The organism is Amycolatopsis sp. WAC 04182 (genome assembly GCF_003947465.1).
In the GTDB taxonomy this organism is placed as follows: Bacteria; Actinomycetota; Actinomycetes; order Mycobacteriales; family Pseudonocardiaceae; genus Amycolatopsis.
Genome location: NZ_QHJJ01000006.1, coordinates 577,146 through 598,051 on the forward strand (window position 1 = coordinate 577,146; position 20,906 = coordinate 598,051).

Sequence of the window (20,906 nt, forward strand, 5' to 3'; positions counted from 1 at the left end):
CCGGGTAGACAGGTAGCCATGGAACCGGCGCAGGCGTTGAGGGAGATCGCGTTCCGGCTGGAGCGTGCGGGCGAGCCGACCTACCGGGTGCGGGCGTTCCGGCAGGCGGCTTCGGTGATCGCCAAGGTCAAGCCCGACGACCTGCGCAAACGCGCCGAAGCGGGCACGCTGACCGCGTTGCCGAATATCGGCAAGGCGACCGCGGCCGTCGTCGAGGACGTCCTCGCCGGACGCCGCCCCGCGTACTTCGAGAAGATCGGCGAGCCGAAGCTGCCCGACGGCGGCCCGATGCGGGCGGCGTTGCGCGGCGACTGCCACACCCATTCGGATTGGTCCGACGGCGGCAGCCCGATCGAGGAGATGGCGGAGGCCGCCCGCGCGCTCGGCCACGAATGGATGGTGCTGACGGATCACTCGCCGCGGCTCACCGTCGCCAACGGCCTTTCGCCCGAACGGCTGCGGCGGCAGATGGACGTCGTCGCCGAACTGAACGAGACGATGGCGCCGTTCCGGATCCTGCACGGCATCGAGGTCGACATCCACCTCGACGGCACGCTGGACCAGGAGGAAGAACTGCTGGAACAGCTGGACTTCGTCGTCGCGAGCGTCCACTCGAAACTGCGGATGCCCGCGAAGGAGATGACGCCGAGGATGCTCGCCGCGGTGCAGCATCCGCGGGTCCGCGTGCTCGGCCACTGCACCGGGCGGCTGGTGATGGGAGCGCGCGGGAAACGGCCGGAATCGGAGTTCGACGCGGAGGCGGTGTTCACCGCCTGCCGGGACAACGGGGTCGCCGTCGAGATCAACTCGCGTCCCGAGCGCCGCGACCCGCCGACGCGCCTGCTGAACCTCGCCGTGGAGCTGGGCTGCGACTTCGCGATCGACAGCGACGCGCACGCGCCGGGCCAGCTGGACTGGCTGGTCTACGGCTGCGCGCGGGCCACCGAGCTGGGGATCGAACCGGACCGGGTGATCAACACGCGGACCGCGGAGGACCTGCTGGCCTCGTGAGTGGTGAGGACGGCTAGAACCGTCCTGACCACTCACGAGACCAGCTCCACCCGGCACTGTCCTGGTGAGCATGTCGCGAAAGCCACTTTCGAGACGTCTGATGTCCCGAAAGTGGCTTTCGCGACACCGGCTCCAGACCCCCTCGGTAAGGACCGTCCACTCACGAGAGGGTCGCGAAGCGCAGGCCGGCGTCGCTCAACCGGTCGATCAGCGCCTGCCCCATCGCGGTCGCCGTGGTGACCTGCCCGGCCGTCGCGGGCAGGTCGTCCAGCGCCAGGCACAGCGCGGACTCGCCGAGCATCTTCGCCGTCTCGCCGTACCCCGGGTCGCCGCCGGACACCTCGGTCACGACGCGCTCGCCGCCGCTCTCGGCGTGGAACCGCACGGAGAACCACGACCGCGCCCGGCGCTGCTCGTCCGGACCGCCGCCGGGCTTCAGCAGATTCGACAGCGCCCGTCGCGCGGGCGGGATCTGGGCGGCGGCGAAGACGAGACCCATCCCGGCCGCACCGGCGGCCACCACCGGAAGCCGTTTGATCGCGGCGAAATGCCGGTACGTGAAGTCGGGGCCGTACCTCGGGAGCGCGGCGGCGGACCGGGCGACGATCATCGGGTCGATGGTCGGCAGCGGCACCGCCCAGAAACCGTCGGGGCTGCGATGGGGCGTGCCCAGCGCGGCGCGCGCACGACGGCCCGCCGGTCGCGGTTCGGCCGCCGTGCGATCCCGTGCGGCGCGGAAACTCGACGGCAGCCGCGAAAACGCCGTCAGCGCCGAGAGGAAGGTGCCGCCCGACGGTGCCGCTCCCGCGCGCACGTACCCGTCGATCCGGACCGGTTTCCCTTGTGGCAGCTGGGAAACCGTGAACAGTGCGCCGAGGTCGTGCGGGATCGAGTCGAAACCGCACGCGTGCACGAGCCGGGCGCCGGTCTCGACCGCCCGGGCGTGGTGGGCGAGGTACATCTTGTCGGTGAATTCGGGCTCGCCGCACAGGTCGGCGTAGTCGGTCCCCGCCTCGGCGCACGCGGCGACCAGCGGTTCTCCATAGTGGACATACGGGCCGACCGTGGTGGCGACGACCTTCGTGGACTCGGCGACCTTCCGCAGCGAGTCCACATCGGTGACATCGGCCCGCAGCAGTGGTAGCTCGGAGAGCGCCGGATTGATCGAGAAAAGCTTTTCCCGCAACGCTTCCAGCTTGACGGGATCGCGTCCGGCCAAGGCGAGGCGCAGACCGGGCGGCGCGGTGCGGGCGAGGTATTCCGCCGTCAGGCCACCGGTGAACCCGGTGGCGCCGAAAAGGACGACGTCGTGGTCACGGTCGGCAGGCATGGCGCCAGGCTACCGCCGGTCAGCGCCTGTCGCCGGTGTAGACGACGGCGGCGCTCACCGCGTCCACCCCCGAGATCAGTTCGGCGAGCGCCTTCGGGAGTTCCCGGTGCGTGGACCCGGCCCACGCCCGCAGGCCGGCGCGGTCGAGTTCCGGTTCGCAGAAATCGTCGAGACCGATGGTCCAGGCCAGCAGGGCCAGGCAGACCGAGTGCGGATCCGGCTGCTCGGTGCCGAGGACGGCCGTCCTCACCCTGCTGCGCGCGGCCGTCGACATCAGCAGATCCCGTGGCGGGTAGCGGTGATTCTTCCGCACGAGCATCCGGTCGGTTTCGCGGTCGATCACCCCCGCGGCGAGCAGGTTGTCCGCGACCGTTCCCCCGAGATCGTGGCGGAGGTGGCCGACCCATTCCCGCACGGTGTGCCGCTCGGGTTCGCGGAGGATTTCCGAGAACACCCGATCCAGCGGGGGATGGGCGAGGCCACGCCGTGACAGCGGCCGGATTCGTTTGCGTTCCACGGTGATCCGCTCGGCGAGGAGGAGATCACAGAGCGCGGAACCGGCCATTCCGATGCCGAGTCCCGTGCCTCGCAGCGCGGGTTTTCCGGTGAACTCGTCGTGGGCGAGGAAGAACAGGGAATCGACCAAGGTCAGCCGACGCATGAAGGCACGCCCTCCGGCGTTGTGGTGCGGGACGGCCAAAGTAGCGGTAGCGCGCGGACCACTGCGACCCGAGGTCCGTTTTTAGCCTGAACGGACGTACCTCGCCGGGGTGGCCGGCCCTAGGGTGGGATGGCTCTCGCAAGATCAAGAACCTTCAGCGCCAAACCGACGTCCGGGGGGACGGGTTCATGGGTACGCAAAGACCGCGGCGCGGTCTCGGCCATCGACGGCTCGGAGCCGCGCAGATCGTGTTCTTCGTGGTGGCCGCGGCCGGTCCGCTCTTCGCCATCGCGGGCGGGGTCCCGACCAACTACGCGGTCACCGGCAGTATCGGGGTGCCGCTGTCGTTCCTCCTGCTGGCCCCGATCCTGGGACTGTTCGCGGTCGGTTACGCCGCGATGAGCCGCTACATCACCAACGCGGGCGCGTTCTACCCCTACGTCGCCAACGGGGTCGGCAAATCCACCGGCGCCGGGATCGCGTTCGTCACGCTGATCTCCTACAACGCCATCCAGATCAGCATCTACGGACTGTTCGGCTGGTCGGTGTCCACCTGGCTGGGCACGCTCACCGGATCCCCGCCGCCGTGGTGGCTGTGCGCGCTGGTGATGGTGCTGATCATCGGCGCGCTCGGCGTCCTGCGGGTCGATCTCAACGCCAAGGTGCTCGGGGTGGCGCTGTGCCTCGAAGTCGCCGTCGTCGCGATCGTCGACATCGCGTTGTTCGCGAACCCCGCCGGTGGCAGCGTTTCCTGGGTCCCGCTGGAGCCGTCGAGCCTGTTCACCACCGGTGTGGGCGCGGTGTTCGCGTTCTCCGCCGCCGCGTTCATCGGTTTCGAGGGCGCGGCGACCTACGGCGAGGAGACCCGGGAACCCAGCCGCACGGTCGGGCGCGCGACGTACGCGGCGATCGGGCTCACCGCGGTGCTCTACGTCGTCTCGTCGCTCGCGCTGGCCGTGGGCACCGGGCCGGACGTCATCGTCACCACCGCGGCCGCGCAGGGCCCGGACCTGCTGTTCAACCTGGCCGGTCAGCACCTCGGGGAGACGTTCTCCGATGTCGCGTACACGCTGTTCGTGACCGGCCAGTGCGCGGCGCTGCTGAGCTTCCACAACGCCGTCGCGCGGTACTTCTTCGCGCTGGGCAGGGAAGGGCTGCTGCCGCGTTCGCTGGCCAAGACCAGCAAACGCACCGGTGCGCCGGTGGCCGGTTCGCTCACGCAGACCGCGCTGGCACTGGCGGTCGTGGCGCTGTTCGCGATCGCGGGCCGCGATCCGGTGACCGAACTGTTCACCTGGCTCGGCACGACGGCCTCCACCGGTGTCGTGGTGATCATGATCGCCGTCTCGCTGTCGGTGATCGGCTTTTTCAAGCGGCGCCGCGGTGCCGAAAACGCCTGGCGCCGCTGGATCGCGCCGGGGGCGGCGATGCTCGCGCTGTCGGCCGTCCTCGCGCTGATCCTGCTCAACTTCGATCTGCTGCTCGGCCCGGCCGGGACGTTCCTGTTGCGCTGGGGGCTGCCCGGTCTCGTGCTCGTGGCGGCACTGGCCGGTTTCCTGCGCGCGGAAGTGTTGCGGACGAAGGATCCCGAGACGTACGCCGCCATCGGCGGCCCGCTCGAAGACGACGAGCCCGTCGCGCTGAGGGCGGGGCGATGATCGTCCGGCCCGCCGAACCGTCCGAAATGGACACCGTGGTCGACGTGCTGGCCGAGGCATTCCACGACGACCCGGTCAGTGCGTGGGTCTTCCCCGGGGACGAGCGCCGCGCGGTGGCGCAGCCGATCTTCCACCGGGCGGTCCTGCGGGGAACGCTCGCCGCGGGCGGACACGTCGACGTCACCGGTGATCTGTCCGCGGCCGTCCTCTGGACGCCCGCCGGGGAGGAGGAGCTGGACGACGACGCGTTCGACGGCCTCACCGGGGAAGAAATCGGCAGGCTCGCGGCGTTGTTCGAGGTGATGACCGAGCACGCCCCCGGCGGCGAGTACCACCACGCGCAGTTCATCGGCGTCCGCAAGAACGCACAGCGGCAAGGGATCGGCGCACGGCTGCTGAAGTACGGGCTCGACCGGTACGGCGCGGTGCCCGCGTACCTGGAGGCGAGCAGCGCGGAAAGCGCGAAACTGTACCGGCGGCTGGGTTTCCGCGATCACGGACTGGCTTTCGCGGTCGAGGGCGGGCCGCCGATGCTGCCCCTTTGGCGGGAGCCGTCGATATGTCTATAAAGGACTGGTAAAGTGGCGGGCAGATGACGACGAACCGTGCCCCCGCCACACGGCACCGTTCCGTCTTCTTCCTTCTGATCTTGCTCGTCTTCGCCTTCGTCACGCCGACCGTTCCCCACGGGCACGGGCGGACCGCGAAGGAAGACCCCGTCGCCGTCTTCGCGACCCATCCGCTGCCCGCCTTCCACGGCGGGCAAGCCGTTCCCCTCGCCGACGCTCCCGCCGAAGCGGAGACCGTCGACCTTCCCGACGCCGGCCACGCCCCTGAGCAGGGCGAACCCGTCGTCATCACCCGTGCGGTGCCCCAGGCGCCCGCACGGGCACCTCCGCGCTGACCCGGTCCCCAAGCCGCATCAGCCATCCATCGGAGGTCTCCCATGAGTTCCGGTCATGCCCTGCTGGCCGTCGGCGGGGCGTTCCTCGCCGCCGGCGTCATCGCCAGAGCGGGCGCCCGTATCGGGCTGCCGACCATCCCCCTGTTCATGCTGGCCGGTTTCGTCTTCGGCCCCAACACGCCCGGACTGTCCCTTGTGGACGATCCGGCCGAACTCGGTGTGCTCGCCGGGCTCGGTCTCGTCTTCCTCCTGTTCTACCTCGGCCTCGAATTCTCCCTCGACGACCTGGCCAAGGGCGGGCGCAAACTCGTCTGGTCCGGCCTGATCTACCTGATCCTCAACATCGGCGGCGGGCTCGCGTTCGGCTTCCTGCTGGGCTGGGGCACCAGGGAAGCGCTGGTCATCGCCGGCGCCATCGGCATCTCGTCGTCCGCGATCGTCACCAAACTCCTGCTCGAATCCCGCCGGATGAACAACCCCGAATCCCGGCTGATCATGGGCATCATCGTGATCGAGGATCTGTTCCTCGCGCTGTACCTGGCGTTGCTGCAGCCGGTGCTGTCCGGCGCCGGGAGCTTCGGTTCGGCGCTCGCCGACTTCGGGAAGGCCTTCGCGTTCCTGATCGTGATGGCCGCGCTCGCCCGGTGGGGTGGCCGGGTGGTGTCGAAGCTGTTCGGTTCGGCCGACGACGAACTGCTGACCGTCTGCTTCGTCGGTGTCGCGGTGATGGGTGCCGCGGTCGCCGAAGAGGTCGGGGTGTCCGACGCGATCGGCGCGTTCATGGTCGGCATGATGCTCGGCGGTTCGAAGGTCGCGCCGCGGATCCACAAGCTGGTGCTCCCGCTGCGGGACGCGTTCGGCGCGCTGTTCTTCTTCATCTTCGGGCTCAGCATCGACCCGAACGCGGTCGGCTCGGTGGTCGTGCCGGTGCTGATCGCGGTGGCGCTGACGATCGTGCTGAACCTCGGAGCGGGCGCGCTGGCCGCGCGAGTGAACGGCTTCGATCGTCAGGCCGGGGTGAACATCGGGCTCACCGTGCTCACGCGCGGCGAGTTCTCGCTCGTGCTCGCCGCGATGGCGACGGCCGCCGGGCTGGACTCGCGGGTCGCGCCGTTCGTCGCGGGTTACGTCCTGCTGCTGGCCGTGATCGGTCCAGTCGCGGTCATCCGCTCCGAGAAACTCACCTGGTTGCTACCGGCGAGTATTGTCCGAGGCTCGACCCGCCGCGACGAGCCGGCCAGGGCGACGTGACGAGGAGGCCTGGGTGACCGAACGGTTCGGCGGCTACCAGAACGAGATCTACCTGCAGGGGCTCGGCGGGACCTTCCCGCCGTGCTCCACCGACGCCACGAAGCTGGAGGAGTCCGCGCGGGAGATCCTCGAGCCCGGGCCGTTCTGGTACGTCGCGGGCTCGGCCGGATCGGGCGCCACCGCGCGGGCCAACCGGGAGGCGTTCGACCGCTGGCGCCTCGTGCCCCGGATGCTCACCGGCGCCACCGAACGCGATCTGTCGACGACGGTGCTGGGGACCCCGGTGCCCGCTCCGGTGCTGCTGGCGCCCGTCGGTGTCCAGTCGATCGTGCACGAGGGCGCCGAACCGGCGGCCGCGCGGGCCGCGGCGTCGGTCGGCCTGCCGTACGTCATGTCGACGGCGTCGTCCACGAGCATCGAGGACGTCGCCGAGGCCAGTGGCGAGGGGCCGCGCTGGTTCCAGCTGTACTGGCCAACGGACAACGAGGTCTGCGCGAGCATCCTGGCGCGGGCGAAGGCCGCGGGCTTCACCACGCTCGTGGTCACGCTCGACACCTGGACGCTCGCGTGGCGCCCGAACGACCTCGACCACGCGTACCTGCCGTTCATCAAGGGCATCGGGCTCGGAGTCCCGCTGAGCGACCCGGTGTTCCGCAGCCTGCTCGAGAAGTCGCCCGAAGAGGATCCGCCCACCGCGATCCTGCGCTGGATCTCGATGATCACCGGCACCGACAGCACCTGGGACCGGCTGCCGTTCCTGCGCGAGCACTGGGACGGGCCGATCGTGCTCAAGGGCATCCAGCACCCCGACGACGCGCGCCGCGCCGTCGAGGCCGGGATGGACGGGATCGTCGTGTCCAACCACGGCGGCCGTCAGGTCGACGGCGCGATCGCCTCGCTCGACGCGCTCCCGGAGATCGTGGCCGCGGTCGGCGACCGGCTGGAGATCCTGTTCGACTCCGGCATCCGCACCGGTGCCGACATCGCCAAGGCGCTCGCGCTCGGGGCGAAGGCCGTGCTGGTGGGGCGGCCGTGGGTGTACGGCCTGGCGCACGCGGGGGAGGAGGGCGTCCGGCACGTGCTGCGGAGCCTGCTCGCCGACCTCGACCTGACCATGGGCCTGTCCGGGCACCGGACCCTGGCCGACCTCACGCCGGGGTCGCTCACCCGCTCCTGACCAGCTGGATGTCGCCTCCGGCATATTCGGAGGCCCGGATCGTCACGCACGGCTATCCTGGTGCCGGTCATGGCTTCTCAACCTTCCCCGCTCGGCGCCCTGCGCGCTCGCCTGCCCGAACTGATGTCGCGCGACGAGCACCGCCTCCGGCGCCGGCTCGACGGTGCCCGGAAAGCGCGTAACGCCGAGTCGATCGCCGCCCAGCTCGAGGCCGACATCGAGGCCGCCGAACTGAGGGTCACCCGCAGGCGCGACGCCGTCCCGAAGATCTCGTTCCCCGAAGAGCTGCCCGTCAGCCAGCGCAAGGACGAGATCGCCGACGCCATCCGCGACCACCAGGTGGTGATCGTCGCGGGCGAGACCGGGTCCGGGAAGACGACCCAGCTGCCGAAGATCTGTCTCGAACTCGGCCGCGGCATCCGGGGCCAGATCGGGCACACGCAGCCGAGGCGGCTGGCCGCGCGCACGGTCGCCGACCGCATCGCCTCCGAGCTGAACACCGAACTCGGCGAGGCCGTCGGCTACAAGGTCCGGTTCACCGACCACTCCGGCCAGGACACGCTGGTCAAGCTGATGACCGACGGCATCCTGCTCGCCGAGATCCAGACCGACCGGATGCTGCGGCAGTACGACACGCTGATCATCGACGAGGCGCACGAGCGCAGCCTCAACATCGACTTCATCCTCGGCTACGTCAAGCAGCTCCTGCCGCGCCGCCCCGATCTCAAGGTGATCATCACCTCGGCGACGATCGACCCGGAGCGGTTCTCGAAGCATTTCGACGACGCGCCGATCGTGGAGGTCTCCGGCCGGACGTATCCGGTGGAGGTCCGCTACCGGCCGATCATCGACCCCGACGACCCGGACGCCGATCAGGATCGGGACCAGACGCAGGCCATCTGCGACGCCGTCGACGAACTGCAGCACGAGGGGCCGGGCGACATCCTGGTGTTCCTCTCCGGCGAGCGGGAGATCCGCGACGCCGCGGACGCGTTGTCCAGACAGGACCTCAGGAACACCGAGATCCTGCCGCTGTACGCGCGGCTCTCGTCGTCGGACCAGCATCGGGTGTTCCAGCGCCACACCGGGCGCCGCGTCGTGCTCGCGACGAACGTCGCCGAGACCTCGCTGACCGTGCCCGGCATCAAGTACGTCATCGACCCCGGTACCGCGCGGATCTCGCGCTACAGCCATCGCACCAAGGTGCAGCGGCTGCCGATCGAGCCGGTTTCGCAGGCGTCGGCGAACCAGCGCAAGGGCCGCTGCGGCCGGACGTCCGACGGTATCTGCATCCGGCTGTACTCCGAAGACGACTTCGACGCCCGGCCCGAGTTCACCGATCCGGAGATCCTGCGGACCAACCTCGCGTCGGTCATCCTGCAGATGACCTCGCTCGGCCTCGGCGACATCGCGGCGTTCCCCTTCGTGGAGCCGCCGGACCGCCGTCAGGTCACCGACGGTGTCCAGCTGCTGCAGGAGCTCGGCGCGTTCGAGATGTCCGACGGCAAGAAGCTCACCGAGACCGGCCGCAAGCTCGCGCAGCTCCCGGTCGACCCGCGGATGGCGCGGATGGTGCTGGAGGCGTCCCGCAACGGCTGCGTCCGCGAAGTGATGATCATCGCCGCCGCACTGTCCATTCAGGACCCGCGCGAGCGGCCGGCGGAGAAACAGCAGGCGGCGGACGAGCAGCACGCGCGGTTCGCGGACAAGACGTCGGACTTCCTGGCGTACCTGAACCTGTGGGAGTACGTCACCGAGCAGCAGAAGGCGTTGTCCTCCAACCAGTTCCGCCGGATGTGCCGCAACGAGTACCTGAACTACCTGCGTATCCGCGAATGGCAGGACATCTTCAGCCAGCTGCGTCAGCTGGCCAAACCGCTCGGTATCACCCTCAACACGGACGGCCCGGCCGATCCGCAACGGGTGCACACGTCGCTGATCGCCGGGTTGCTGTCGCATGTCGGCCTCAAGGATCCGGCCAAGGGCGACTATCTCGGGGCACGCGGGGCGCGGTTCTCGGTCTTCCCGGGTTCGGCGCTGTTCAAGAAGCAGCCGCGGTTCGTGATGTCGGCCGAGCTGGTCGAAACCTCACGGCTGTGGGGCCGGGTCAACGCGCGGATCGAGCCGGAATGGGTCGAGCCGCTCGCCGGGCACGTCGTGAAGCGGAACTATTCCGAGCCACACTGGGAGCGTAAACAGGGCGCGGTGATGGCGCTCGAAAAGGTGACCCTGTACGGCGTCCCGCTCGTCGCCGACCGCCGCGTCAACTACGGCCGGATCGACCCCGAGGTGAGTCGCGAGCTGTTCATCCGGCACGCGCTCGTCGAAGGCGACTGGGAGACCAGGCACCACTTCTTCCGCGAGAACCGCGCGCTGCTCGAAGAGGTCGAGGACCTGGAGAACCGGGCGCGCCGCCGCGACATCCTGGTCGACGACGAGACGCTGTTCGAGTTCTACGACCAACGCGTCCCGGCCGACGTCGTCTCCGCGCGGCATTTCGACAGCTGGTGGAAAAAGGCGCGGCACACCGAGCCCGACCTGCTGAGCTTCGAGAAGACGATGCTCATCAACGAGACCGCGGGCGGCATCCGCGAGGCCGACTACCCCGACTTCTGGACCCAGGGCAGCCAGACCTTCAAGCTGACTTATCAGTTCGAGCCGGGTGCGGACGCCGACGGTGTCACCGTGCACATCCCGCTGCCGGTGCTGAACCAGGTCACGCAGGACGGCTTCGACTGGCAGGTTCCGGGCCTGCGCGAAGAGCTGGTGACGCAGCTGATCAAGTCGCTGCCCAAGGCGATCCGGCGCAACTTCGTGCCGGCGCCCGACCACGCGAAACTGGTGTTGTCGCGGGTCGGCCCGGCCGACGGGCCGCTGCTGCACGTCGTCGCCGACGAGCTGGAAGCGTTGCGAGGGGTGGTGATCCCCGACGACGCGTGGCAGCTGTCGGCGGTCCCCGAACATCTGAAGATGACCTTCCGCGTGGTCGACGTCCGCGGCAAGAAGGTGTCCGAGGGCAAGGACATCGAGGCGCTCAAACGAGATCTGAGCGGCCAGGTGCGGGCGACGATCTCCAAGGCCGCCGACAGCATCGAGCGCGAGGGCCTGACGACACCCGCGTTCGGCGAGCTGCCCAAGGTGTTCGCGAGCAAGCAACGCGGGCACGACGTCAAGGCGTATCCGGCGCTGGTCGACGAAGGCGGCTCCGTGGCGGTGCGGCTGCTGGACACGCCGGGCCAGCAGGAACAGTCGATGTGGGCGGGCACGCGGCGGATGCTGCGGCTGAACATCCCGTCGCCCATGAAGTTCATCACCCGCAACCTCGGCAACTCCTCGAAACTCGTGCTGAACCGGAATCCGCACGGCTCCGTGGCGGCGCTGCTCGAAGACTGTGTGGACTGCGCGGTCGACAAGCTCGTGGCCGACAACGGCGGCCCGCGGTGGGACGAGGCCGGATTCGCCGTCCTGCTGGAAAAGGTGCGCGCCGGGCTGAACGCCGGGGTGCTCGACGTGCTGACCAACGTCGAAAAGATCCTGCGCGCGGCCAACGACGTCGAAACCCGGCTGGCCGACACGCGCGGCCCGAAGGACTCGCTCGCCGACATCCGCGCGCAGCTGGACGGCCTGGTGCACAAGGGTTTCGTCACCGAAACCGGGCAGGACAGGCTGAAGCACGTCGTCCGGTACCTGCGGGGGATCGAGCGGCGGCTGGAGAAACTCCCGACCGAGCCGACGCGCGACATCCAGCGCACCGGCGACATCGCGTGGCTCCGCAACGAGTACCAGGCGGCGCTGGACGCGCTGCCGCCAGGCACCTCGTCGCCCGCGCTGCGGGAGATCCGGTGGATGATCGAGGAGCTGCGGGTCAGCTTCTTCGCCCAGACGCTCGGTACCGCCCACCCCGTCTCACTGAAGCGGGTCATCAAGGCCCTGGACGACGCCGCCGCCTCCTGACCTCGCGAGTTACGCCTCCAATCACGCGAGTTACGCCTCCAATCACGGGTGTTCGCCCTCCGAGCACGTGAGGGGATGGACGACTCGCGTGATTGGGCGGCGAACTCGCGTGATTGGGCGGCGAACTCGCGTGATTGGACGGACGACTCGCGTGTTTGAAGACGGAACTCGCGTGATTGGGGGCGTAACTCACTTCGCGTCGGCGTAGGTGTCCACGGCGGCGATGTGCAGCGGGAACCGGACCGGGCAGGCGGGGCCGAAGAGCATCCGCGCCGCCTCGGTCATGCTGTCCACAATGGACTGCGAGACCTCGTCGGCGAACTCGGCCGGGGTGTGCACCAGGACCTCGTCGTGCTGGAAGAACACGAGGTGCGCGGGGGAGGGGAGCCTGCTCCGCAGGGTCGCGAGCAGGACCGCGGTCATGTCCGCCGCGCTCGCCTGCACGACGAAGTTCCGGGTGAAGCGCCCCCAGTTGCGGGACGCCTGGCGTGCCTTCAGCTCGCCCGCCTCGTCCTCCGCGACGCCGCCGGTCAGCGCGCGCCAGGCTTCCGACGGCGCGGGCGACGTCCGGCCGAGCCGGGAGCGGACGCGCTCGCCGCGTTCCCCCGCCTGCGCGGCACGCTCCACATAGGACACCGCGTCGGGGAACCTGGTGCGCAGCAACGCCAGCAACGGTCCCGCCTCGCCGGACGTGCCGCCGTACATCGCCGACAGCATCGCGATCTTCGCGCGGTCTCGGTCGTCCCTGTCGTCCCACGCGGGCACCGGCACGCGGCGCACTCCGGAGAACATCGCCTCGGCGAGGCTCGCGTACAGATCCGTGGCCGCGGCGACCTCGGCCAGTTTCCGGTCTCCGGACAACGCCGTCAGCACCCGCGGCTCCAGCTGGGCGGCGTCGGCGACCACGAGTTTCCAGCCAGGATCGGCCCGGACGCAGGTCCGCAGGATCTTCGGGATCTGCAGCGCGCCGCCGCCCCGGCTCGCCCAGCGGCCGGAAACGACCCCGCCGACGACGTAATGCGGGCGGAACCGGCCGTCGTGCACCCACTCGTCGAGCCACGTCCAGCCGTTGGCCGAATGCAGCCGCGCGAGCTCCTTGTACTCCAGCAGCGGCGGGACGGCGGGGTGGTCGATGTCGCGCAGCAGGTACTTCCTGGCCGACGAGACCTCGATGCCCTCCCGGCCGAGCGCCCGGACGACGCTGGCCGGGGCATCCGGATTGACCGGCCGTCCGCCGAACGCCTCGCTGATCTTCGCCGCCAGCTCGACCAGCCGCTTCGGCCGGTGCCCGGCGGGAACGCGGGGCCCGAGCTGGTCGGCGAGCAACGCCAAATGCAGGTCCTCCCGCCACGGCAGCCCATCGGCCGACATCTCCGCGGCCGCCAGCGCGCTCGCCGACTCCGCCGCGAAGAGGAGCCGAAGCCGCTCCGGACGCTCGGTGACGGCGACCCGCTTCTCCTGCTCGGCCAGCACCCGGCGGGCCGCGTCGATCACCGTGACACCGGACGGCAGCCGCGGCCCCCGCGTCTCGAACAGCGTCGGCTGGTCGTCCTCGGCCCAGAGTGGGGGCTCGTCGGCGGGTGCCTCCTGCCCGTTCGCCCTGGCCAGCGCGGCACGCAGGCTCCGTGACTCCTGCGGACGGCCTTCGTGGGCCAGAAGCAATCCCTCGGTCAGCGCCAGGTCATGACAGCGCCGCACCCGGACGCCCGCCTTGATCAGTGCCGGATACGCCCCTTCGACCGACGGGAACACCCATCGGGGTGAGTGCTCCGCCTCCAATCGCCGCACTTCGCCGACGAACTCCGCGAACTTCATGCCCCGCCGCGGCGGCTGCCCGGAAAAAGCGATCGAGAAGTCGCCATCCTCCTCTTGACCTGCGATCGCCTGCACACTCACATTGTGGTGGTTCCCTCCGACATTTCTGTCACCAGACGGCTAGTGCGCCTGCGCTATCGGTCGGCTACTGTCGAGTAGCAACCCCATACCGCCGGTACGCGAACCGCCGGGGGCATGGTGTCTCGCCGCAGCAGCAACGGAGGTGCCCGGATGAGAAACCCCACCGGCCTCGCCACCCTGGTGGCGGGCAAGGTGACCGAGACCGTGCGCAGCATCGACGTGATGCGCCAAGCGGGCCTGCTCCCCATCCCACGGGTCGACGAGGGCCTGCGTTCGCTGGTCATGGTGCGCAAATGGGGCCCGTTCGCCGGCGCGAACATGATCGCCGCCCGCCGGGACCCGACCGCGACCGGAATCATCGACGAGCTCGGCCCGCTGACCTTCAAGCAGCTCGACACGCAGTCGAACGCGCTGGCCAGGGCGTGGTCCGAACGCGGCCTCGGCCCGGGTTCGGTGATCGCCGCGCTGTGCCGTGACCACCGGGGTCTCGTGCTGACGATGCTCGCTTCGGGCAAGCTCGGCGCCAAGCTGCTGCTGATGAACACCGGGTTCGCCAAACCCCAGCTCGCGGACGTCGCGAAGCGCGAAGGCGTCACCGCGCTCGTGTACGACCAGGAGTTCACCGATCTGCTGGACGCGGTCGAGGGCGACGTCGACCACTACCTCGCTTGGGTCGATTCGGACGCCGAGCTCTCCGGGCACGAGATCCCGATCGTCACCGAACTGGTCGCCAGCACCGACGACCGCCCGTGGCCCGCGCCTGCCAAACCGGGCGGGTTCATCCTGCTGACCAGCGGAACCACCGGGACACCGAAGGGTGCTCCGCGGCCGCACACCTCCGCGCTGGCCTCCGCGCAGTTCCTCGACCGCATCCCGCTGCGGACCGGCGAGGCGACCTACATGGGCGCGCCGCTGTTCCACGGCACCGGGTTGTCGCAGTTCATCCTGTCCTTCGCGCTCGGCTCGAAGGTCGTCATGCGGCGCAAGTTCGTGCCGGAGGAGACGTTGCGCGGCGTCGCGGAGAACCGCTGCACCACGCTGGTCCTCGTGCCGACGATGCTGCAGCGGATCGTCGACCTGCCCGAGGAGCTCCGCGCCAAATACGACACCTCGTGCCTGCGGATCATCTTCGTCGCGGGCTCCGCGTTGTCACCGGATCTGGGGAACCGCGCGACCGCCGCGTTCGGCGACGTCGTGCACAACCTCTACGGCTCCACCGAGGTCGCGGTCGCGACGGTCGCGACGCCCGAGGACTGGCGCAAGGCACCGGGCACCGTCGGCCGCGCGCCGGTGGGCTGCAAGGTGGCGCTGTACGACGAAAAGGGCGGCAAGATCACCGAGCCGCATGTCACCGGCCGCGTGTTCGTCGGCAGCGGGCTGAGCTTCCAGGGCTACACCGACGGGCGCAACAAGGAGATCATCGACGGGCTGCTCTCCAGCGGCGACGTCGGCCATTTCGACGAAGACGGCCTGCTGTTCATCGACGGCCGCGACGACGAAATGATCGTCTCCGGCGGTGAGAACGTCTTCCCGATCGAGGTGGAGAACCTCCTGGTCGAACGCGAGGACGTCATCGAGGCCGCGGTCGTCGGCGTCGAGGATCCCGAGTTCGGGCAGCGGCTGAAGGCGTTCGTGGTGCGGGCCGAGAAGTCGGACCTGGACGTCGACGGCGTGCGGGACTACGTCAAGGCCAACCTCGCCCGGTACAAGGTGCCGCGCGACGTGGAGTTCCTCGACGAGCTACCGCGCAACGCGACCGGGAAGGTACTGCGCAACAAGCTGCGCTGACGCGGCGGCCGGAAGTACATGAAGGCCCCCTTCTTGTACCTAGGCGCAAGGATGGGGTCCTTCATGTACCGCGGAAGGTGGCTTTCACGCGCAAGCGTTGTGACTGGTGTTACCAGTGGGGTGCACGTGGCGATAACCGATTCCGTGAAGGCCTCCTTGCGGGACCCAGAGTCCCTCAAGGAGGCCTTCACGGACTGGGGCTAGGAACGACCGCGGCCTGAATCCACGTAGGTGCCTTCAGTACTCCCAGTCGATGCCGAAGACGCCCGGGCCGAAGTCCAGCGCGACGGCGTGGACGCCGTTGCCCTGGTCCGGTTTCAGTTCCTTCCGGTCCAGCGGGGAGGTGCCTTGGCGCGAATATTGCCAGCATTTCGCCGGGACGGTGCCCGGGTCGAACCGGACCTCCAACAGGTACTCGCGCACGGGACGCCGGAACTCGCGGTAATGCGTGTTCCGGCATTCCGGGTACGGCGGCCCGGGGTTGGACAGCGAGTACTCGATCAGGTGTGTCTCGCCGCGGTCGATGGGCCGGTCGAAGAGCAGTTCGGCGACCGTGAGCCCGTGCTCGTCGTCGACCTCGGCGCGACCGACATGACAGTTGCGCAGCGTGTTCAGCACCGGCGGCCCGGCCTCCGGATCGCCCTGGGCGTAGACCAGCAGCCAGCGGTCCTGCCCGTCCGCGCCCGCCTGGAACACCGCCCGCGCGGTCACCGCGCGTTGCCCGCCGTCCTCGGCGATCTCGCACAGGTCGTGCAGGCCGACGAGTTTCAGCTGATGGTGCTGTTCGAGCGCGTTGGGCGCGCCGACCTTCTCCAGCAACGCCTGGAGCGCTTCGAGCGGGAAGGTCAGCGGCTGCTCGGTGGTCGCCCGGCTGCGGCGTGACGACGCCCCGCGCGGCCGTGGCGGCGGCAGCAGGCTGAGCAGCGAACCGGCGGGGATCGCCAGGACCTCCTCGAGGACCCGGACCGCGGACAGCGAACTCTGCCGTTCCGGCTGACGTTTGCCCGATTGCCAGTAACTCAGCGCGGTCACGCTCACCGACGCGCCGCGCGCGAGCAGCCGGGCTTGGATACGGTCGAGACTCAGGCCGCTGGTGGCGATGGCCGATCTCAACGCGGTGGCGAACGCGGTACGCGGCTGGTCTTCATCGTCCGTGGTCACTCGGTCCGCCGCGCTCCCCGCCACCATATGCTGCCCGACCGCCCCCGTCTGCCGTTCCCTGACACCGCCCGGTTGATAACAACACGAATAACTTTAACAGTCTGAGGTAACGCTTCAGGGGCGCCTTCTGCCAGGCGAAAACGACTTTCCGGACGAGCGTCGTTACTCCTTATGGCCTAGTACTGGTAACTGTGAATCATTGCCCGGCCACCAGCGCACCGGCTTGCATGGCTCTCAACAACGATCATCCTCCCGGGTGATCCGCACGGCGCGGCAGGAAGGGAACCAGTGAGCAAGTCCCGGAAGAACCTGAAGTCCCGAAAGACCCGTAGCGGCCTCGTGGCGGGAGTCGCCCTCGCCGGTGTGACCGCGGCGGTCGCCACGTTCGGCGCGGGTGCGGCCAACGCCGAGCAGCAGGGCGAGATCCGTGGCGCGGGTGCGGCCAACGCGGTCGGCGGCAGCTACATCGTCGTCCTCAAGCCCACCGCGGTCGGCCAGGGCGTGGCCGCGGCGAACGAGATCACCGCGAACGTCGCCGCCAAGGCGCAGGGCCTCACCGGTCAGTACGGCACCACGCTGTCCCGCACGTTCGGCTCGGCGCTGAACGGCTTCTCGATCAAGGCCGACGAGGCCGCCGCGAAGCGTCTCGCCGCCGACCCGCAGGTCGCGTACGTCGTCCAGAACAAGACGTTCAAGATCAGCGAGACCCAGGACAACCCGCCGTCGTGGGGCCTGGACCGCGTCGACCAGGCCGACCTGCCGCTCGACAACAAGTACACCTACCCGACGAAGGCCGACAACGTCACCGCCTACGTCATCGACACCGGTGTCCGCGGCTCGCACAAGGACTTCGGTGACCGCGCCGCCGGCGGCAAGGACTTCGTCGACAACGACGACACCCCCAACGACGAGCACGGTCACGGAACGCACGTCGCCGGCACCATCGGCGGCACGGACCACGGTCTGGCCAAGGGCGTGAAGATCGTTGGCGTCCGCGTGCTGGACGCCAACGGCAGCGGCACCACCGAGGGTGTCGTCGCCGGTGTCGACTGGGTCGCGGCGAACGCCAAGGGCCCGTCGGTCGCCAACATGAGCCTGGGCGGCGGCGCGGACGACGCCCTGGACGCGGCGGTCAAGGGCGCCATCGACAAGGGCGTGACCTTCGCGCTCGCGGCGGGCAACGAGTCCTCCGACGCCGGCACCACTTCGCCCGCCAGGGTGAAGGAGGCCATCACGGTGGCCGCCAGCGACAAGACCGACAAGCAGGCCAGCTTCTCGAACTACGGTTCGGTCGTCGACCTGTACGCGCCGGGCGTCGACATCACCTCGTCGTGGGCGACCGGTGACGACGCCACCAACACCATCAGTGGTACCTCGATGGCCGCGCCGCACGTCGCCGGTGCCGCCGCGCTGTACCTCGCGGCGAACCCCGAGGCCACCCCGGCCCAGGTCGCCGAAGGCCTGGTCGGCGCCGCCGCGGACGGCAAGATCAGCAACCCGACCGGTGGAACGGCGAACAAGCTGCTCCAGGTCAAGTAAGACCCTTGCGGACAGGCTGCCCCCGGCGTACTCCAGGCGCCGGGGGCAGCCCCTGTCCGAGGGGCTCCCAGACTTGTTACCAACGGGTAAGCTCCAGTCCATGGTCCTGCGGAAGAACATCCTGATCACCGGGGCGAGCTCCGGACTCGGCGAGGGAATGGCGAGGCAGTACGCCGCCAGAGGCCGCAACCTGGCGCTGGCCGCCCGCCGTGCCGACCGGCTGGAAGCCCTCGCGGCGGAACTCAAGAAGGCGTACCCCGGCATCACCGTGGTCACCCGGAAGCTGGACGTGAACGACCACGACCAGGTCTTCGCCGTCTTCGAGGAGTTCCGCGAGGAACTCGGCTCCCTCGACCGCGTGATCGTGAACGCGGGGCTCGGCAAGGGGCAGCGGGTCGGCACCGGCCGGTTCGACGCCAACCGCCAGACGCTCCAGACGAACTTCCTCGCCGCGGCCGCCCAGATCGAGGCCGCCGTCGGCATCTTCCGCAAGCAGAAGGACGGCCACCTCGTGGTCGTTTCCTCCTTCCTCGCGCTTCGCGGCGTCCCCGGCAACACCACCGCGTACGCCGCCTCGAAGGCGGGTATCTCGGCCTTCGCCGAGGGGACCCGGATCGAGCTGCTGAAGACGCCGATCAAGGTCACCACACTGCATCCCGGGTTCATCGAATCGGGGATGAACCCGGACATCTCGAAGCTTCCGGGCGCGGTCAAGGCGGAGCCCGGCGCGCAGGCGCTGGTGAAGGCGATCGAATCCGAGACGGCGAAGGCGTTCGTGCCGACGTGGCCGTGGAGCGTGCTCTCGAAGCTCTTCCCGTTCGTCCCGGCGCCTCTGCTGAAGAAGTTCGGATGACGGTGGCCCCGGACAAGACCGTCGAGGTCCGCGGCGAGGACTCGTTCGACCCGGCCGCGGTGCACGCCTGGCTGGCCGGGCGGGTGCCCGGGCTCGGCGACTCGCCGCCCGAGGTCCGGCAGTTCCCCGGCGGGGCCTCGAACCTCACGTATCTGCTGACCTATCCGGATCGCGAGCTGATCCTGCGGCGTCCGCCGCTCGGGCACAAGGCCGCCTCCGCGCACGACATGCGCCGCGAGTTCCGGGTCCAGCAGGGGTTGCGGCCCGTCTTCCCGTACGTGCCCGAGGTGCTCGCGTTCTGCGACGACGAAACCGTGCTCGGTGGCGACTTCTATGTGATGGAACGGCTCGAAGGCCTGATCCTGCGCGGAGATCTGCCCGCCGGTCTCGACCTGCCGCCGGCGGGCGCGCGCGAGCTGTGCGGCAAGGTCGTCGACCGGCTGGTCGAGCTGCACGCTGTCGACGTCGAGGCCGCCGGGCTGGCCGATCTCGGCAAGGGCGCCGGTTACGTCGAGCGTCAGGTGCGCGGCTGGTCGGAACGATTCCTCAAGGCGCGCACGGAGAACGTCCCGAACTGCGCCGAGGTGATGGCGTGGCTGAAGGACAATCAGCCGTCCGAGGTCAAGATCTGCCTGATCCACAACGACTACCGGCTCGACAACCTGGTGCTCGACGACGATCTGGACATCGTCGGCGTGCTCGACTGGGAGATGGCCACCCTCGGCGATCCGCTGATGGAACTGGGCAGCACCCTGGCGTACTGGGTGCAGGACGACGATGACGACGTCATGAAGCTCAGCCGCCGTCAGCCGACGCACGTGCCCGGGATGTACACGCGCGAGGAGTTCGTGCGGCGGTACGCGGAGCGCTCCGGCCTCGAAATCGGCGACTGGACGTTTTACGAGGTGTACGGCCTGTTCCGGCTCGCGGTGGTGATCCAGCAGATCTACTACCGGTTCCACAGTGGACAGACGACCAATCCGGCGTTCAAGGATCTGTGGCAGTTCGTCGGCTATCTGGACGGCCGCTGCCGCCGGATCATCCGAGGAGGGCACGCGTAGATGGGTGCGATCTACCTGGTCCGGCACGGGCAGGCGTCGTTCGGCGCGGAGAACTACGACCAGCTCTCGCCGCGCGGCTTCGAACAGTCCACTGTGGTCGGTGAGGAACTGCTGCGGCGAGGTGTCGAATTCACCCAGGCGCGAGCGGGTTCCCTTGCTCGTCAACGGGACACGGCCGCGACGGCGTTGAAGGTGCTCGGCTCCGGGATCGCCGTCGTCGAGGACGAACGCTGGAACGAGTACGACCACGTCGACATCGCGAAACACCACGCCGCCGGGGTCCAGCAGACCGATTCGCGGGCGTATCAGGCCGCTTTGGACGGTGCGCTGAACGCCTGGGTCTCGGCGGGAGCTTCCGGTCCGTGCGCCGAAACCTGGCCCCAGTTCTTGGAGAGGGTCAAGGGCGCGCTGGCCGACGTCGTGGCGTCGCTGGGCAAGGGCGAACACGCCGTCGTCTTCAGCTCCGGCGGCGTGATCGCGACGGTCTGCGGCGCGCTCATGGGCACGCCGGAAGCTGGACTGCTGAAGCTGAACCGGGTCACCGTGAACGCGGGCATCACCAAACTGGTGTCCGGCCGCGGCGGGGTGACCTTGTTGTCGTTCAACGAACATCCGCATTTCGAGGCGGAAGCCGCACAACTGCTCACTTATCGCTAGGAGAC

The 20,906-nt window shown here is 69.3% G+C and carries 16 protein-coding genes; 12 read left to right on the forward strand and 4 right to left on the reverse strand.

Going from position 1 to position 20,906, the window contains the following annotated elements:
* Positions 1-18: 18 nt before the first annotated feature.
* A complete protein-coding gene (locus tag DMH01_RS31780; RefSeq protein ID WP_125681235.1) occupies positions 19-1,011 on the forward strand; it encodes a PHP domain-containing protein in 993 nt (330 codons plus the stop codon).
* Between the two features lie 160 nt (positions 1,012-1,171).
* Here the strand turns inward: DMH01_RS31780 and DMH01_RS31785 are convergent, their stop codons facing one another.
* Positions 1,172-2,341, reverse strand: coding sequence for a trans-acting enoyl reductase family protein (locus DMH01_RS31785; RefSeq protein ID WP_125681237.1), 1,170 nt, complete (start codon positions 2,339-2,341; stop codon positions 1,172-1,174).
* A gap of 19 nt (positions 2,342-2,360) precedes the next feature.
* Positions 2,361-3,002, reverse strand: coding sequence for a GPP34 family phosphoprotein (locus DMH01_RS31790; RefSeq protein WP_125681239.1), 642 nt, complete (start codon positions 3,000-3,002; stop codon positions 2,361-2,363).
* A gap of 188 nt (positions 3,003-3,190) precedes the next feature.
* On the opposite strand from DMH01_RS31790, the gene DMH01_RS31795 reads away from it, so the two are divergent.
* The 6 genes from DMH01_RS31795 to hrpA all read left to right on the forward strand — a co-directional run bounded on the left by DMH01_RS31795 (position 3,191) and on the right by hrpA (position 11,946).
* Positions 3,191-4,660 (forward strand): APC family permease, encoded by a 1,470-nt coding sequence (locus DMH01_RS31795; protein WP_125681241.1) that lies wholly within the window; start codon positions 3,191-3,193, stop codon positions 4,658-4,660.
* On the forward strand, positions 4,657-5,229 hold the full coding sequence (locus DMH01_RS31800) for a GNAT family N-acetyltransferase (protein WP_125681243.1): 573 nt from the start codon (positions 4,657-4,659) through the stop codon (positions 5,227-5,229). Before DMH01_RS31795 ends, DMH01_RS31800 begins: the two co-directional genes overlap by 4 nt.
* Positions 5,230-5,252: 23 nt before the next feature.
* The gene (locus DMH01_RS31805; RefSeq protein WP_125681245.1) at positions 5,253-5,564 is read left to right on the forward strand and encodes a hypothetical protein; all 312 of its coding nucleotides are present in this window, start codon (positions 5,253-5,255) and stop codon (positions 5,562-5,564) included.
* A 42-nt stretch (positions 5,565-5,606) separates the two neighbouring features.
* A complete protein-coding gene (locus tag DMH01_RS31810) occupies positions 5,607-6,815 on the forward strand; it encodes a cation:proton antiporter (protein ID WP_125681247.1) in 1,209 nt (402 codons plus the stop codon).
* A 13-nt stretch (positions 6,816-6,828) separates the two neighbouring features.
* Entirely contained in the window at positions 6,829-7,992 is a 1,164-nt protein-coding gene (locus DMH01_RS31815; protein WP_125681249.1) for a lactate 2-monooxygenase, read from the forward strand.
* A gap of 69 nt (positions 7,993-8,061) precedes the next feature.
* On the forward strand, positions 8,062-11,946 hold the full coding sequence (hrpA, locus tag DMH01_RS31820; RefSeq protein WP_125681251.1) for an ATP-dependent RNA helicase HrpA: 3,885 nt from the start codon (positions 8,062-8,064) through the stop codon (positions 11,944-11,946).
* A 189-nt stretch (positions 11,947-12,135) separates the two neighbouring features.
* Here the strand turns inward: hrpA and DMH01_RS31825 are convergent, their stop codons facing one another.
* Positions 12,136-13,842 (reverse strand): bifunctional 3'-5' exonuclease/DNA polymerase, encoded by a 1,707-nt coding sequence (locus DMH01_RS31825; RefSeq protein WP_199745704.1) that lies wholly within the window; start codon positions 13,840-13,842, stop codon positions 12,136-12,138.
* A 150-nt stretch (positions 13,843-13,992) separates the two neighbouring features.
* On the opposite strand from DMH01_RS31825, the gene DMH01_RS31830 reads away from it, so the two are divergent.
* Entirely contained in the window at positions 13,993-15,630 is a 1,638-nt protein-coding gene (locus tag DMH01_RS31830; RefSeq protein WP_125681255.1) for an acyl-CoA synthetase, read from the forward strand.
* Between the two features lie 237 nt (positions 15,631-15,867).
* Here the strand turns inward: DMH01_RS31830 and DMH01_RS31835 are convergent, their stop codons facing one another.
* Entirely contained in the window at positions 15,868-16,818 is a 951-nt protein-coding gene (locus DMH01_RS31835) for a hypothetical protein (RefSeq protein ID WP_125681257.1), read from the reverse strand.
* A 261-nt stretch (positions 16,819-17,079) separates the two neighbouring features.
* Between DMH01_RS31835 and DMH01_RS31840 the strand changes: the two genes are divergently transcribed.
* The 4 genes from DMH01_RS31840 to DMH01_RS31855 all read left to right on the forward strand — a co-directional run bounded on the left by DMH01_RS31840 (position 17,080) and on the right by DMH01_RS31855 (position 20,901).
* Positions 17,080-18,330, forward strand: a complete 1,251-nt coding sequence (locus DMH01_RS31840; protein ID WP_125681259.1) for a S8 family peptidase — start codon at positions 17,080-17,082, stop codon at positions 18,328-18,330.
* Between the two features lie 100 nt (positions 18,331-18,430).
* The gene (locus DMH01_RS31845) at positions 18,431-19,183 is read left to right on the forward strand and encodes an SDR family oxidoreductase (protein WP_125681261.1); all 753 of its coding nucleotides are present in this window, start codon (positions 18,431-18,433) and stop codon (positions 19,181-19,183) included.
* On the forward strand, positions 19,180-20,244 hold the full coding sequence (locus DMH01_RS31850) for a phosphotransferase family protein (RefSeq protein WP_125681263.1): 1,065 nt from the start codon (positions 19,180-19,182) through the stop codon (positions 20,242-20,244). The genes DMH01_RS31845 and DMH01_RS31850 overlap by 4 nt, the downstream gene beginning before the upstream one ends.
* Positions 20,245-20,901 (forward strand): histidine phosphatase family protein, encoded by a 657-nt coding sequence (locus tag DMH01_RS31855; RefSeq protein WP_125681265.1) that lies wholly within the window; start codon positions 20,245-20,247, stop codon positions 20,899-20,901.
* The last annotated feature ends 5 nt before the right edge of the window (positions 20,902-20,906 follow it).

Coding starts and splice junctions, on each gene's coding strand:
- DMH01_RS31800 (WP_125681243.1), top strand. CDS start 4,657: ATGATCGTCCGGCCCGCCGAACCGTCCGAAATGGACACCGTGGTCGAC.
- DMH01_RS31855 (WP_125681265.1), top strand. CDS start 20,245: ATGGGTGCGATCTACCTGGTCCGGCACGGGCAGGCGTCGTTCGGCGCG.
- DMH01_RS31830 (WP_125681255.1), top strand. CDS start 13,993: ATGAGAAACCCCACCGGCCTCGCCACCCTGGTGGCGGGCAAGGTGACC.
- DMH01_RS31845 (WP_125681261.1), top strand. CDS start 18,431: ATGGTCCTGCGGAAGAACATCCTGATCACCGGGGCGAGCTCCGGACTC.
- DMH01_RS31835 (WP_125681257.1), bottom strand. CDS start 16,818: ATGGTGGCGGGGAGCGCGGCGGACCGAGTGACCACGGACGATGAAGAC.
- DMH01_RS31790 (WP_125681239.1), bottom strand. CDS start 3,002: ATGCGTCGGCTGACCTTGGTCGATTCCCTGTTCTTCCTCGCCCACGAC.
- DMH01_RS31785 (WP_125681237.1), bottom strand. CDS start 2,341: ATGCCTGCCGACCGTGACCACGACGTCGTCCTTTTCGGCGCCACCGGG.
- DMH01_RS31780 (WP_125681235.1), top strand. CDS start 19: ATGGAACCGGCGCAGGCGTTGAGGGAGATCGCGTTCCGGCTGGAGCGT.
- DMH01_RS31850 (WP_125681263.1), top strand. CDS start 19,180: ATGACGGTGGCCCCGGACAAGACCGTCGAGGTCCGCGGCGAGGACTCG.
- hrpA (WP_125681251.1), top strand. CDS start 8,062: ATGGCTTCTCAACCTTCCCCGCTCGGCGCCCTGCGCGCTCGCCTGCCC.
- DMH01_RS31805 (WP_125681245.1), top strand. CDS start 5,253: ATGACGACGAACCGTGCCCCCGCCACACGGCACCGTTCCGTCTTCTTC.
- DMH01_RS31810 (WP_125681247.1), top strand. CDS start 5,607: ATGAGTTCCGGTCATGCCCTGCTGGCCGTCGGCGGGGCGTTCCTCGCC.
- DMH01_RS31795 (WP_125681241.1), top strand. CDS start 3,191: ATGGGTACGCAAAGACCGCGGCGCGGTCTCGGCCATCGACGGCTCGGA.